We start from the raw sequence: 15,395 nt of genomic DNA, 5'->3' as shown, positions 1-15,395 counted from the left end.
AGTTTGCCTTGAGCTTGAAAATTTTGTCACAATAGGTACATTGATGTGTATGTTCCTGCAGATTGTGTTGCTCATAAGATTTTTCATCAAAAAAATACTGAATGCATATGTTACAGAATGGATGTTGCTCACGGATGTGCTCTCCAACATTACTAAAATATTGGTTACACACGTGACACTGATGTTTTTCTAGTATATGAGAATCAAGATGTATCTTGTCCTGGAAATTATTTCCACAATACTCACATTTTGGATGATCCTTCATGTGTTCTTTAAAAATATCCCAATTTAAAAATCTCTTTTCACATAACTCACAATAAGGATGCGCCATGACAAGGTGTTTTGAAACTGAGCAATAGTATTCATTGCATATAGGACATTTATGATTAGATTCAATATGTTTTTTTAGTGCATCTTCTGAGAGGAATCTTTCCTGGCAATAATCACATTTTGGATGATTTTTGAGATGATCCATATAGTCTGAAAAATCTCTAAAACGCTTATTGCAAATACTACATTCTTCAAAATCAGTCTTATTCTTATAGGAGACTATATACTGCTGACAGTGATGACAGTATCCTTTAGAATCTAACTGCGTTCCACACTTACAGTTTCTCATGCTAAAACTCACTTTAATATAAATTTTTACATAAGTTTTTACTAGATTGCACTTACATACTCCATAATAGCTAAAATCATCAAGTTTTAAAATACTTTAGGAATATAATGTTGTTGATTTTATATTAGGATATTGATTTTGAAAAACAATAACGATGATAACAAAGAGAATGTACCTAATTCTCAGAAATTGAATGGACACAATAGCAAATTAATCCATGCAAAGGAATTCTACGAAAGACGCAATAAAGTAAAATCAAACATTTCTAATACGACAAAATCAAATTTTGAGTCATTATTGAACCAGATTAATGGGGCATTATTTGGCTCAAAATAATCCAATTTCATTCTTTCAAGCTGGGAACCTCTTCGAGGAGGACTCACACTTTGCTAGAAGAGCATCATAATCTCCGATACAATTGAAAATTAAATATTAGATTGATTTACCGGCATAATGCTCCTCAATCCAGTGAATGACATTGGATTGCACCATCATATTTTTCCCTGCGTTCTTTTTAGCTTGTGTATTACTGGACCCGGTTCCAAATGCAAAATACATCTCATCTCCCAGCCTTAAATTGATCAAGCACAATAATCCCCCTTCAATGGTCTCGCAAAGCCAACAGGTTGTACTCACATCAGTGAGTCTGCCGCTGAGTAGAATTAACATCCGGAGTGCATCTTTTTTTGCCTTGCGGTTTGCCCAGTCCACAAGCAGTTCCCCGTTGCCGGTACTTACTTCTTTCTTGGTCTCAGAATGCATTCTATAGAAAACAAGCTCTTCGCAATCGAGAGATGCTTTTGGTTTGATTGAAACTTCTTCTACTAATTGGGTGTCAAGTGCAGGATCAAACCTTCCGTACTCGGGATTTTCCCTTGATATCCTGCAAAGAGCTATATAAGAAGCCTCTTGTTCTGCCTTCTTCGTCTCTGAATATTGAGAAGTACAAACCTCATATGGTACACCCTTAAAACAAATATTTCCGATGAACTGGTAAGCCTTCCTTCCATTTGGTAACAATTCTTCTTTAGGTTCAATCACAGGTTTCTCTAAATGTTCAGCTTGGAACAACTCAAGCAACTTTCCCTTGTAGTTTTGCGAAGGGTCAAAGACATCTTGTTCCTGCAACTTTTTTTGCTCTTCCAGAGTAAAATCAATGAAACGATAAACAATTGGTTTGCATGCATCAAGTCCATTCTCCTTAAAAGCTGCACCAAGCAATGCTTCGAAGGATTCGGCCAAATCTCTTTCTTCTGGACTATACGTTCTGTCCAAGGGATGCATAAATGCCTGAATACCTAAAAATTCCTCTGCAAATACTTTAATTACTGATTCTTTATGTATCGTTTCTTTGTACCCATTGATCTGCCCTTTCAGCATCCATCCTCTGTCAATGAAATAATTGTACAGATGCATGTTGATTACGGAATCTCCGTATAGTGCGAGCTGTTCGAACTCTGCATTTCCTCCACATGACCGGGGACGAAGAGCCTTTTCGAATAAATCTTGATCATTTTCCAGGAGAAAGAATTTTTGGAGCTCAGACTTGTTAATCATATGTACAGATAAACAGTAATAATATATTAAGCCAATTGTAAAATAAATGTGCCTTTAAAAAGTCTACAGAATAATTAAAAGGAAAAACAATGAAACATAAACCCGTCGTCATTTCTGCATAACTAAAAACAACACAATCATCCCGTCACAGGCAGCACATTCCACGATGATAGCTATTGAACTATGCAGATACAAATATTATTTTTAGTCTAACACCTGATCAGCAAAAAACAGCACATTACGCCGGTCTCTTTGATACCAATTTTCAAAATCTTGTCCTTTGCTCTGCAGGTAATCCACAAAGAAAGACCTCTTTTTTTCGTCAATCATACCTGTTTTTTGAAAGACGAACAGTGAATCCCGAAGTCCCAATGGCTCAAATGGACTTTCTTCATTCAGTATTTCTAATAACAGCTTATTTACTCCAGACTGAACTGAATCATGGAATAGCAAATATCCTCCATCTAAGATGTATTTTGACCAGGATTCAAAATCCGCTTTCACGTTATCATAGTCATGTAAAGCATCAATAAAGAGCAAGCCAATATTTGTCTTCTCCCACTCGTTTGCTGCAGTCAATGACTCTTTAACGATATACTCTACATGAGTATCCAATTTCCTTGCTTTGATGTTCTCCTGTAGATGGTCAAAAGAATCTTTTTTTCCATAAGCTTCAATTCCAAAATGAGGATCTACCGAATGGAGCTTTGTACCATTATCATTGATACCAGAAGCTAAGCATATCGCTGATCTTCCCTGGAACGATCCTATTTCTACTATTTGAGCAGAGTCACAAACCTGTTTTGCAAGTTCTTGTAGTAGTAAACCTTCTTCAATTGATAGCCACCCACGCACATTTTCAAGTGCAGATCTGACATAGGGTTTATTGGATTCCAGATCCTCAGCAGGTGGTAACCTGTCATAGGTGCTCAAATTCTCCAGCAGGTCAAAAAGACCAGATCTTTTTTGTTCCAGTGCCATTTTCAAGGTCTGATATGCACCTAAAACCAACAGTGTGTCTGCTAATGAATAGAAAAATGGAGTGTCTTCTGATAGTTCCTTGAAATCACTGAAATTACTATAACCTAACCTTTCCATGTCAAATGATCTGTAGACAATTCCTTGCGAGTATGGAATACCTTCTGGATCAACTTGAGTTCCACTGCTGTTGAGCAGAGAGTAATTGGTCAGAACAGTTCTGGCTTTATCGACATAACCAAGCTTTGACAAGATCCTTGCATATGTTATGTCTTTTATGAAATGATTTGTACCCTCATAGTTTCGCACGTCTCTGCATGCGGAATCCATATCGCTTAAGTATTCCCATAATAAAGATCTTAGCAACAAAAATTCTTTGTCGTATTTGAGCTTTTCATCAAGGAGGACAACAGCATCCATTATCTTTTCATTTTTAATAAAATCCTTCAATCTGAATTTTACGTCTTGCATGTTAAACCCCGATTAGACTTTTAAAATTCCAAGAAACACAACTATGAAGATCAAACTCATTACAAACTTGACCAAGGCCCACGTTTTTTCGTGTTTCACATGTATTCCATCACAAAAATAATCGAACCTTTCAAATAATCCATTAACTCTTTTCCTTGAAATATTTCCTATCAATCTGCCCATGTCGTTAGAAGCTCTGATAGTCATAGAGATGAATGCTCTTGATAATGAATATTCTTTCTTCAATATTCCCAGTTTCAACCATTCTCCAAAAAACTCACCAACAAATATGCCGCAGACAACTGGTAACAATGGTATGTGAATATTCAGTGCATAACCTGCAATTCCAAACATCAGTGCAATAAAAGTAAACTCTATGACATTTGGCAAATTATAGTATCTATGTTCCGGGTGCTTGTTAGGCAGTAAGCTGTCACCGTAAGCCCATCTGAAGAAACGTTTGTATGCACTTTCTTTACTTTCCCACCAGGGATGAGTGACCTTTGCAGATGGTAAACAAACAAAACGTCTGCTGCACCCCGAAATTATGTTGAGACAAAAGTCGATATCTTCTCCCCCTCCTTTTTTTGGGAAGGATGCTGAAAAACGGATGTCTTTTATTGCATCTCTTTTTATCAGAATGTTTGCTGTAACTCCCCATGCCATTTCAGTGTAATATCGGGGAAGGATGAAAAATGTTAAAATATCACTTGAAAGAACACCTTTTGTGAAAATAGTCTGTGCAGCAGGATATTCTGTTAAGCCTACAAATCCTGGAACATCTTCTCCCTCTTTTTGTATTGCTTCAACATAGGCAAATAGAATATTGTCATCAGGTACGATATCGTCATCAAGGAACAGTACCCATTCACTTTTACTCTTGTCTATCCCTACATTCCTGCTGGTATGAGCACCTAAATTTGTTTCATTGATGAATATTGACAGAACACCACGATCGATATACGGGTTTAAAGATTCCGGTATTTTGATACCTGGATTGTCAGCGATCAGGATGAAATTTAAATTACAATCATCTGGTTTATCAAGTTCCAGGATTGGTAACAGGAATTTCTCATTTAAACGATACGAAGGGATCACTACATCAATTGTGATTACCATTTGACATTCTCCATTGATGATTAAAATTTTGCAGACAGAAACAGTAAGCTCCGGTTTGGCATAGGTGAATTGTTTCAGCAAACCGTTTTCTGGCCTGCATCACATTTTCTATGTTCAGCTGATCATAGGTTTGGCCGTATGTTGCATTGTTGTTCCAGAAACAAAACTTGAGATCTCCTCTTATAGCAATTGCCTGGCGATCCTTCAGTCCACAGGAAGTTGCATCCAGCTCTCCTCCTTCAAGAACAGATGCTAGCGCAGTCCAGAAATTTATATGATTGGTTTTGACATGACAGTTTCTAACAACCATTTCACCTATATGGATCACTTCTGATGCATCTGCTTTGTCCAATAACAACCATGGTGCATTTTTAGAAACAAAACCGTCATCAAAAAGAGAATTAAACTTCAGACAATCAACTGAATGAGAATTGCAGAAATCAACCAGTTTGCTCATTATTTCAGAATCGAGATTCGCTTTTGATATAACGGCATTAATGCCGATCTCAATATTATCGTCCAATTTCCTTCTTTGCAGGACCTTAGAGATATTATTTAATACGAGATCATGTTGCTCTTTGCTAAGCCCTCGTGCTTCAAAGGCAACTCTATCTGAAATACCATCGAGTGAAAATGTAATTCCTGTAAGACCTGCACTTAACAGACTATCAAGTCTTTCTTCTGTAAGGATGAGTCCGTTGGTTATGAGGATGATGGATCTGACATTAGTTTGTGCATAATATGAAATTATCTTCTCAAGATCGTTGCGTATAAGGGGCTCTCCTCCTGAAAGTACAACCCTTTCAACATCAAGAGACTCTATGGTCTTTTTTGGAATTAAAATATTGGAATTGGTTTCATCATCGAGTCTGGCTTCTTGGTTAGTTGACCACTGACAGTATGAACAATTACCATTACAGCGGTATGTAACATCAATTACTAGGGAGAATTGTGTGTCAATTAGATGAGCGTTATTTGATGACATTGTCGTGGCAAAATCAGTTTTTTCGGCAAGTACTGTTCTTCTTAATCCTTCATCAAGATTGATCTCAGGTTCCCAGCCTGTCAACTTATTAATCTTTTCTATACAGGGTCTTCTCCATAAGGGATCGTCATCCTCGCGGTCACAATATTCTGTTTTGTAGGTTACTTCCAGTATGTTAGAGATTTTGGCTGCCAGATTAAGTATGGTTATGGGTTCATCGTTGCCGATGTTGAGTACATCTGGCAATTCCTTTTCAAAGAAAAACAAGGATAGAATTGCATCAACAGCATCATCAATCCATAAGAATGATCGGATTTGAGTTCCATCTCCAAATATCTGTATTGGTATTCCCTGAAGCATGTTATGTATAAAGTTAGGTATTACTCTCCCGTATCCCGTATTTTTTAGATCCATGCCAGGACCATACACATTAAATAAACGGAAGATAGAAGCATCTCCTCCTTCTTTTTTAAAATTCCAGATAAGCTCCTCACCTAATCTTTTTGCAGCAGCATAGCAGCTTCTATTTGATAATAAAGAAACTAAAGCATTGTCGCTTTCCTTGATCCCTCTGTTTCCTAATATCTCCTCGTTGAGATTGCCATATACTTCACTTGTAGAGGCAAACAAAATTCTGACGTTGTCCCTTTTTGCAATCTCGATCATCTTTCTTGTGCCTATGGTGTTTGGGTCAAGCACCGAAGAAGGGTTTTTCAGGTAGACCAATGGTGAAGCTACTGAAGCCAGGTGTATTACACCCGATACTGTGGGTACATCAGAAATATTTATTGTAGAGACATCTTCTTCGAACCTTTTAACGTGTTCACTTTGTATGTTTGGATAACTAGTGACATGATTGTCAATAACTATCACTGGAATATCCAGATTCAACAATCTTTTTACAATATTCTTTCCGATGAAACCGTCCCCACCAGATAAAAGTATTGGTTCTTTTGATGATAACATGAAAACTCCATAAATATAAATCATGTAGCATTAAAACATTTCTTATTGATATAACTGTTTGCCAAATTTTTGACTTAATTCGTTTTTGGGATTTATGGATAGTCCACTAATGAGCTCCCCACACGTGGAAAACTCATTCCAAAAAAAGTAGAGGAACACTATACACTACCTCCTCCATAGATTATTTCAATAATCTCATTTATCTTTTCAACGGTATCAAACCTTTTCTTAGATACAAAGTCTATCCCCTTACAACCATAATGTGCTGATCCATTACGGTATTTTGCAATAACTGCACATCTTTCGACGAGAGCATACCATTTAGATTCTGACATGCATCCTTTTAAAAAACCGTACGAGTCTATGATGTATAGGTTTTTAATCAAGCCTGAATCAGGCCAAAAAACTTCGTCAGATATGAATTTTTTCCAACTGCCTAGTGATATGGTTTGTTCATCCCTAATGCTTAATGCTTTTGCAAGTCCTTTGGGTGAAATGTCAAGAATACCTTCTCCTTCGTAGTCTTTTTCCCCAACAAAAAAGACATCGTTGATAGGCTGCTCATGTTTTGAAAAAATGTAGCTTCTAAGTGGTTTGATAAATTTATTGTACAGAGCAGTTTCAATAGCCTTTCCATATTCTACAAAAGCAAGGGAGTAATCAATTTTTTTGCCATTTTGTTCGAACAGGTATGATAATATCATTTCAGCTGTCTCTAAAATAGCTCGCACGTCAGGATCATCAATCTTATCATAGTTGATGGTGTTTCCTGCAAGATTGTGGTAAACTTCCTTTAATTCCATGTATGTTTTTATTTTGAAGTTCTCCGTAGAATCATTGCATTTTTCCATGTTATAAATTGCCTGATCAATGTACTTTTCAGCCTTAACAAAATCAAAGGTTTTTGCAGACAATATAGCTGCTTTATGAAATACTGAAGCCATTATCCCGTAATACTCTGACTCATTGTCAGATCTATTTTCAGACCTGAATGCTTCATCAACTATATTATCCAACAGTTTCTTAGTTGAAACAAGGTCACGATCCAGATAATAGATATAGGCCTTTTCTTCAAGAAGCTTTAATCTTGTTAGTTCGTCTTCATGTAGACCACTTTCTATAAAGTGAAGTGCTTCATCTGTAAGTCCTATCTGATTGAATGTACTGACCGCTTCTAAGAATGCATTATCCTTGTACAATGAGTCTTTCTGAGCAGAGTCCACTTTGTTGATGATCTGATCTACAATCCTGAAAAATGATGTCTTATCTAACGAGGATAATAATTCATCCCTACAATGTTCGACAATGTACTTTTTGTGTGGGAATCCAGTATCAATAGCCTTTTCAAAATGACGTATGCTTTCTTCCGTTCTTCTCTTTCTCGCGAGGACAATGCCCAGCAGGCAATGTGACGTAAATAGTACATAGTCATCAGTAGCAGATTCCAGGATTTTATTCAATATATCCTGGGCTGTATGATATTGTCTTAGTAAATAATGGCAACGGGCCTGTTCCAGCTTTAACCTTTTTATCACGTCGAAAATAGATATTTCACCGAGGGTTGCGTCTGGACTTAACTTTTCCATTTGCTTGATAGCTGATTCTACCTTACAAAGAAGCTTGCCTGGTTTTGAAGTGAGAGGCACTATTGACTCGTTGTCACGTAATATGTTTGTCAGTCCATTTACCCTTAATATAGATTCAATGACATTTACCTGATCTTTTCGGGATATGAACTCCGGATCTAAATAGGTGTTAACTTCAAACGAATCAGAATCCAGTTTGCTGTCATAGCATGCGGAATCTCTTAGATGCTTTTCAGCACTGTCTCTTAAGTTGTCAATGAATTTATCAATACAGTCCTGGCGCGTAACATCTGTGGCATGCTTTGAATAATCTATATGTTCTTCAATATCTCCTTCAAGGTAGCTTGATTTGTTGTTAGTGTAAAAATCACTTAGTGTTATTATTTTCTTTTGAATAGCAGAAGCTGCTTTCTCCTGTCGGTGATAACATGATACAAAAATCTCGCGCCATATGAGTATCTGTTTTGGAACTGAAAACTGTCCCACTTCTTCCTTCAGCTGTGTAAGTAACTCATCGGTTCTTGTCTTGTTACCGGAACTAAAGTGCATTTCAGCTATATTAAAAAGCTCAACATACGGGATAAAATTATTAAAATTCAATCTCCGATAAAGCCTATCTGAACGTTTTACACCCTCTAAGAACTTTAACTCATTATCATTTACCATGTCTGGCAGTCTGGAGAGATCATATGCTGTTGTAAAGCAGTTTGCAGCGGCAAGATATTCATTTCTTACCTGATGGATATCTCCTATTTGAGAAACACACAGGTACTTCAGATAAACGTCATCTGTAACCTCACTCAGAGAACTCAGAATTTTAATTGCTTCGTCATAGTCCTTTTGCCCATAATGATTATACAGACATTGAGCACTCTGATAGACAAAATAGTGCAATACTGTGGTACCTGAAAACATGTTGATATTATCAGACAGAATCGTAATTTCCTGGTCATCATAGTATCCGTTCAATAAAGAGAGCTGTGAATCCCACTTCTGACAGATAAACCAGTGGAACTGAGAAATCAAAATAGCATCCGTATAGATTTTCAGATATTTTGCAACTTCATAGTTGTTCAGGTTATTATGATAACCATATTCCCTTAGCATGCTTTTAATTCTAGCAATAAATTCTGTGTTGAAATTGAGAAAAGCAAATAATGGTGCATTGAAAAAATGGAACTCTTCTTCATGATAAGTTCTGAAAGTTGACTCTAAGTTTTCAAACATGAAACGGCTTTCATTACGAAAATCTGTGATGTCTTTTAGATTTTTGAGTGCACTGTTTACTTGAAGGAGTCGCAATCTGTTCATAAACAAATTGTCCCTGGATTTGACACCTATAAAGGGGTCTGGAATTATGGTCACTCCGTCCCAGTTATCAAGTGACATTTCTTGCCATCGACTATCTATATCTTCACCCTTAAAAGGCAATGATTTAATTGCTTCTTGGAACTCATTCTGCAGATTGTAGTAAAAGGGACTGTGTTTGAGAGCCTGATATTCATGTTTTTCTTTCAGGAGGTCTTCCATTCTAATATTTTCATCTTTAGACGGTCTGTTGTTCAGTAAAAGACTGCCAGCAAGATATTTCTCCATAAGCACATAATTTACGTAGGCAAGAACGTCTCTTTGATCAAAACCACTATCTTTAATCTCTTTTGATACATAAATACTAAAATATGGATCAGTAAGGACTCTTTTAATAAAGAGGTCTTCCAGTATCTTTCTATTTTTATCGTTAGGCTTACAATGAGCCCTGAAAAAAGGTTCTACATTTAATTCCCTTTCCAGGAAGAATCTTTCCCTCAAGGTCTGTTCGAAATTATCAGTTTTGAAAGTATAATTTAACATAATATTCACCAATCCACCATTTCATCTTTTAACACACATTATAACTATATTTAATATACGACATAATAAAGTCAATAAATTCGAATTGATCCAGTTACCAAAAAATAGTACCGGATTGCCACATCTTTTTTTGATAAAAAAACCGGTTTATTGCAGTGATCAAGCCTCAGATGACTATGCCTTCTAGTGAATTCTTTGAATTCTGCTTCGCTGACCGATATATTTTCAAGATAACTATTCTGATACAGCCCTGGAAGAGTTTGATACACATTCCAGTAATAGGGTTTCATTCTCTGAAGAAGAGGATGCAGATCATCTTTGCTATTTAGTTTTGTAACAAGGGTGTCGATTCCTAGTTTTATTCCTTCTTTATGAATCATGTCAGAAGTGGTTAGCATATCGCTTACATGGAACCCATATCCTCTTCCCATCTTTTTTTGTTTAAGATTGCAGATACAATCCACTGGGATTGTGATACCATCAATATATTCAGAAAAATGTTTGATATTTGTTTCATTAAGAAGAGAGCCATTCGTTGTAAGCCATATATCAAATCCTTCATGTTTTACAATACGCAAGATATCCAATAAATCAGGATGAAGAAGAGGATCGCCTCCTTTAATATTAAGACATTTAACAGTAACATTTTCCAAATCTTTTAGTTTCTGTATTTCCTCTTTTGCACATTCAAGACTTTTGACTTCATATTGGTGATTGTGAACATTGCAGAATTTACAATTATATCCACATCTGGGAGTAATATGCCAATTGATTGAATCGAGGAAAGTACCTGGTTGAAAACCTTTTGTCAGATCCTTCATACTTCGCACCTGTGTAAAATATCGAGCATTTTTTCAGCAGCATCCTCACCCATCTGAATCACATGAAGTCGTATCCCATGCTTCTCTGATATCTCAGAAGCTACCTTCCTTTCAAAATCAAGCTCTTTTCTGATAACATCCAGATCAGTGATTCTTTTCTTTTTGGAATCCCTTTGCCGATGGTCAAGAATACGTTCAGGATATGAATCAAGCAGGATAATGTCCGTATAAAACCCATAATCCATGTGGGTAAAGATTACATCAATTTCTTCTGTCTTCAGGTTGTAGACCGTCAGGTGGGAATCAACCAGCAGGTCCTTGCTATTTTCCTCCTGCATCTTGTGAAGTGTATCTCTTATCTTCAACCTGTAAGCATATTTATTGTATTCCGGTAAGAATTCAAATTGGGAGTAAGCTTCTCCCATCATATCCTGCAGTATGTCAGAGCCTGAAGTAAAACTAAAATTCAGCTTTTCTTTGTTAATCTCTTTAAGCACGCTTGACTTTCCAACTCCCCTTACACCTGTAAAACAGATCCTTCTCAATGAATTCAGATTATCCTGAGAAGAATCTGAAAAAGAAAAAATTGGTTTAGTTCCAGTCATAGACAGCTCTCCTTCCATTGTACTTGTCTGCATCAACCAGATCTGTAAACTGCATATAATGAAGTGATTCAAAAGGAATTGTTGAGCGCTGATTGCCTTTACTTAGAAGAATATCACCATCCGGACCTATGATGAAATATGATTCCAGCATATCTTCAACAGATTCAAAGACAGGTGAGGTACCATTTTTGAATACAATTCTATCGTTTATATTCCTGAAGATATCAAATTCTTCCTGGTTAAGAAGAAGATCCAATGCATCATCATTCTGGCCTTTCATATGAAGCATCTGGAAGACCTTCCACCTTTCCGGACACACGGATGATATGAACGGCTTCATATCTTCAGAGTAGTTCATCTTGGTGACTGTAGTGTTGATCTTTAACTTCATGCCATACCCGTGGACAAGTTCGCAAACCTTACGGACATGTTCCACATGATTCCCGTTTCCCCTCCCCAGTTCTTTTTCGATCAATTCATCTGCAGAATCTACTGATATACCTACCCAGTCCACATACTCACTCATTTCCCTGAGATTGTTCTCATTGAGTAGAGCTGCATTTGTGACAATGCTAACTGTGAACCCCATATCCTTTGCCATCTTTAGAAGGTAGTCCAGATTTTTGTATAACAAAGGCTCTCCGCCAGCAAAATTGATCTTCTCAATTCCTTTTGCCTTTAAGGTTTCAAGTTTTTGTCTGGCTTTTTCAATATCTTTAAATTCCCCACTCATGTTTTTGTAAAAACAAAACCTGCATTTGTAGTTGCAATTCATGGTCACGTGCCAGTTTACAGATTTTATTGTTGTATTCGTCATCAACTGGAAATTCGTTCAAAAGTACTTAATAATTCTTTAGATTTACTAATTATTTAATAAATAGATTTATTAAATAATAAACTTAAATGGAATATAGAATGACAAAAAAAGAAAAGATTCACATAATGAGTGCTGGAGCGAATGTACACAACACATTCCCAGTAGCAATTTACAATATTGCACCTGCATCCGAGGTTTATGTTATTGCTGAAAAGCGAATCTATGAGAATTCAGACGATCCAGAAATACAGGACTCAAGAGAAGCAATAAGAAAGTCTATAGAGATTTTAAAAGAGCAAGCCAGTCCAATCACAAAAAATGGAGTGCATGAGGAAATTATAAAAAATGACACTCTTGATTGCATCAGGAAAAAAGTCTTTGAAATATACAAAAAAAATTCCGATGCACAGTACTACTTCAACGTATCTGGAGGTACAAAAGCATTATCTATTGGTTTATTTATGATGGCACTATGGCTTGAAGAAACTCCATATCATGTAGATATGGACAAAGTGGCTAAAATTATTACTATTCCCAAAGTTCATATCGAAGATTTCCAATCAAATCAAAATAGAGAAACAATACTGAGAATCCTGGATGCACAAAAACCATCAGGTGATGATAATTTAAAAACGTTATCAAGAATAAAGTTACGTGAAAAGTTGTCGAAGAAATACATTCCTGTAAGAGATACGAAAAGAGCAGACAGAACTCTAAAAGATGGTGTATTCAATTCCTTGACACGTGATCTTCTCAAATGGAATTTAATTGATGAAAGATATGTTGAAGGCAGCAAAAAAGAGAAAGAATATATTTTGACACCTGATGGGGAATTTACTTTAAAGTTTGTGAGCCTTAAAGGAAAATAATGATCATTAACACTAATCATCATGTAATTTTAGAAGGTTGATATCTACTTTACACATTCCTACTGTTCACCATTTTAGAATCAACCTTAAATGCTGCAGGGAAAGATTGTCCATTTGGAAGCACTATACTTTCCGAATCAAAACAATACGTAGTTCCTGCCGGTGATTCAACAATACCGTCCTTGGAAATATATACTCCATGCTGATATGCTTCCTCTAAATCAAAAATAATATGACCATTTCCCAGAGGCATGCTGACCTCACATTTCCTTAGCTTTATATCAGTGACAGAAGAGCGAGTTCTGATAGTACTGTAATCTTCCTTTGAAGTTCGTGATTGTATGTATTTAAAAACACATTCATAGATTGAACGATAATCATCGTGGTTTACAGAAAATTCATAATCTATCATTAAACTGTTAGGCAAAGCATCTATAGGTCTCACACCATTAGCTTGAAACATTATTTTATCGTACTTTCTTTTGCATTTTTTATCGATAAAACCGCCGTTGTGAGTCCAAACATGCCTGATATTCCAAATTAATAGAATTGTTAATTCATAAGAATCAGACAGGTTATATTTTTTATAATTGCCTGTAGATGATCTTTTCCCATGATGTTCTTTAAAAAAAACATCGAAGGCATTCATCAACAGTTGTAATGGATTATTATAATCATCTGTTCCTTCTACTCTTGCCTTGTCGGCCCTCACTACAGCTTGTGCTACTGAAGACATCGAAGCACACGTTTTTGGAAATCTTTCAGGGTACTTTAGGCCTAAAGTACAATTAAGGGCACCAAATTTCTCTGAAACTTCGTTTGGTTTTTTAAGATTAGATCTACTCTCTTTACCAGAAGACATCCACTGATTTATTTGTAACATTAATATAAAAAGATATAGTTGCCTTAAAATGAATGAGCAGGTAGATATCCCCTACAGAGAACAAGAGATTTGAAAAATAACTGGCAATTAATCTACAAAAAATCATTCAGTAAAAATCTATAGAAACTTCAAGTTCAGTCCTTATACGATGTGTTTTTGGAGAACATAGTAGCACCTAAATGTGCTTGAAGCTAAGACCATGCTATCCCTGTGACGTATCAAAGTTCTATTTCATTAAAATAGAGCTTTTGATGCATACCGAAAATAAATGTTAGAAAAAAGTACTGTACGTCAAGGATGGATATTTCAGTATTCTTATGAACTCAAGGTATACATGTTTTTGATGGATAGATAATTTATAGCCTTATCGTCTATTTGTTTTTAAAATCAAATAGCTCAAAGGTATTAATTCAAAACCTCCATACGTTAAAAACATGTGAGTGTAGTTGCAATATGTCTTGCAATCCTAGAGAACACATGTATTTACCATTACAATTGGTAATTCTTAAAAATAAGACATAAACGTGTATTGCTGTAAATACGCTAGTAATTATCTTAGATCATGGAGATTACAAAAAACGTCCAATAATGAGGCTATTTTAATAGAATCAATCTGAATGGAGAGTATCTATACCTTGATATCTACTCTCTATGAGCCTCTACATCAATCCTCAAGGCTAAATTTAATCAAGCCATCTTGTAGTCCAAAACGAAAACAAACTAAAATTGAATGTGCTGAAATCATAGTTTATACAAGAAATTATCAATTAAAGTAAAGAATCACTCTTGAAGTCTCTTCAACGTATATATATTATCTATAATTCTCTTCTGTAAACCGTGAGCATGAGGGGATATATCAAAATTAACTAGTAAAATCGAGGGGCGATGAGTAGATTCAATAATGAATAGCAGTAGGATTAGTCAATAAGAAAGTGGCATACGTTAGGAAGTTGTTCCAAGCTCTATATGGCAATCCTAGTATTCAGTAGATAGAATATGCGTGAAGATGCTGTTCTGTCTGAGGACAAATATGAAAAGTGCGTACATCAAATCACTTGATAGAGATAACTGAAGGGGATGCTATCTTCGTCCTGCACACCCGTGAGGTGCTCACCGTTCCAACTCCAGCGTACAATCACAGATTGAACGCTTACGTTCTCACTGTACATATAGGAGTAGATTTATTCATGAGTAAATGATACCAAAAAAACTAATATGAACTGTTGATATAATATAAATCAACGAAAACTTATCTCAAAGTTCATCCT

At 36.0% G+C, this 15,395-nt stretch carries 10 protein-coding genes; 1 reads left to right on the top strand and 9 read right to left on the bottom strand.

The features are described from left to right. Window positions 1-1,051 precede the first annotated feature (1,051 nt). The 8 genes from J2746_RS03725 to J2746_RS03690 form a co-directional block, all read right to left on the bottom strand. On the bottom strand, window positions 1,052-2,176 hold the full coding sequence (locus J2746_RS03725; RefSeq protein WP_209616490.1) for a ribonuclease III family protein: 1,125 nt from the start codon (window positions 2,174-2,176) through the stop codon (window positions 1,052-1,054). Between the two features lie 204 nt (window positions 2,177-2,380). Continuing rightward, entirely contained in the window at window positions 2,381-3,625 is a 1,245-nt protein-coding gene (locus J2746_RS03720) for a class I SAM-dependent methyltransferase (protein ID WP_209616487.1), read from the bottom strand. A 12-nt stretch (window positions 3,626-3,637) separates the two neighbouring features. Further along, complete coding sequence (locus J2746_RS03715; RefSeq protein WP_209616484.1) at window positions 3,638-4,744, bottom strand: glycosyltransferase family 2 protein; 1,107 nt, start codon at window positions 4,742-4,744, stop codon at window positions 3,638-3,640. Further along, window positions 4,728-6,695 carry an NAD-dependent epimerase/dehydratase family protein gene (locus J2746_RS03710; RefSeq protein ID WP_209616481.1) on the bottom strand — a complete coding sequence of 656 codons (1,968 nt, stop codon included), beginning with the start codon at window positions 6,693-6,695 and terminating at the stop codon, window positions 4,728-4,730. The genes J2746_RS03715 and J2746_RS03710 overlap by 17 nt, the downstream gene beginning before the upstream one ends. 158 nt (window positions 6,696-6,853) lie before the next feature. Beyond that, entirely contained in the window at window positions 6,854-10,132 is a 3,279-nt protein-coding gene (locus J2746_RS03705; protein WP_209616478.1) for a tetratricopeptide repeat protein, read from the bottom strand. Window positions 10,133-10,203: 71 nt separating this feature from the next. After that, entirely contained in the window at window positions 10,204-10,953 is a 750-nt protein-coding gene (locus tag J2746_RS03700) for a radical SAM protein (protein WP_209616476.1), read from the bottom strand. Further along, the gene (locus J2746_RS03695) at window positions 10,950-11,558 is read right to left on the bottom strand and encodes an ATP-binding protein (protein ID WP_209616473.1); all 609 of its coding nucleotides are present in this window, start codon (window positions 11,556-11,558) and stop codon (window positions 10,950-10,952) included. Before J2746_RS03695 ends, J2746_RS03700 begins: the two co-directional genes overlap by 4 nt. Next, entirely contained in the window at window positions 11,545-12,375 is an 831-nt protein-coding gene (locus tag J2746_RS03690; RefSeq protein WP_209616470.1) for a viperin family antiviral radical SAM protein, read from the bottom strand. Before J2746_RS03690 ends, J2746_RS03695 begins: the two co-directional genes overlap by 14 nt. 98 nt (window positions 12,376-12,473) lie before the next feature. On the opposite strand from J2746_RS03690, the gene J2746_RS03685 reads away from it, so the two are divergent. Further along, entirely contained in the window at window positions 12,474-13,244 is a 771-nt protein-coding gene (locus J2746_RS03685) for a hypothetical protein (RefSeq protein ID WP_209616467.1), read from the top strand. A gap of 49 nt (window positions 13,245-13,293) precedes the next feature. Here the strand turns inward: J2746_RS03685 and J2746_RS03680 are convergent, their stop codons facing one another. Beyond that, the gene (locus J2746_RS03680) at window positions 13,294-14,106 is read right to left on the bottom strand and encodes a hypothetical protein (RefSeq protein ID WP_209616464.1); all 813 of its coding nucleotides are present in this window, start codon (window positions 14,104-14,106) and stop codon (window positions 13,294-13,296) included. Between the last annotated feature and the right edge of the window lie 1,289 nt (window positions 14,107-15,395).

The organism is Methanolobus bombayensis (assembly GCF_017873415.1).
GTDB lineage: Archaea > Halobacteriota > Methanosarcinia > Methanosarcinales > Methanosarcinaceae > Methanolobus > Methanolobus bombayensis.
This window is presented reverse-complemented; position numbering and strand designations above follow the sequence as displayed.

Coding starts and splice junctions, on each gene's coding strand:
- J2746_RS03725 (WP_209616490.1), bottom strand. CDS start 2,176: ATGATTAACAAGTCTGAGCTCCAAAAATTCTTTCTCCTGGAAAATGAT.
- J2746_RS03720 (WP_209616487.1), bottom strand. CDS start 3,625: ATGCAAGACGTAAAATTCAGATTGAAGGATTTTATTAAAAATGAAAAG.
- J2746_RS03715 (WP_209616484.1), bottom strand. CDS start 4,744: ATGGTAATCACAATTGATGTAGTGATCCCTTCGTATCGTTTAAATGAG.
- J2746_RS03710 (WP_209616481.1), bottom strand. CDS start 6,695: ATGTTATCATCAAAAGAACCAATACTTTTATCTGGTGGGGACGGTTTC.
- J2746_RS03705 (WP_209616478.1), bottom strand. CDS start 10,132: ATGTTAAATTATACTTTCAAAACTGATAATTTCGAACAGACCTTGAGG.
- J2746_RS03700 (WP_209616476.1), bottom strand. CDS start 10,953: ATGAAGGATCTGACAAAAGGTTTTCAACCAGGTACTTTCCTCGATTCA.
- J2746_RS03695 (WP_209616473.1), bottom strand. CDS start 11,558: ATGACTGGAACTAAACCAATTTTTTCTTTTTCAGATTCTTCTCAGGAT.
- J2746_RS03690 (WP_209616470.1), bottom strand. CDS start 12,375: ATGACGAATACAACAATAAAATCTGTAAACTGGCACGTGACCATGAAT.
- J2746_RS03685 (WP_209616467.1), top strand. CDS start 12,474: ATGACAAAAAAAGAAAAGATTCACATAATGAGTGCTGGAGCGAATGTA.
- J2746_RS03680 (WP_209616464.1), bottom strand. CDS start 14,106: ATGTCTTCTGGTAAAGAGAGTAGATCTAATCTTAAAAAACCAAACGAA.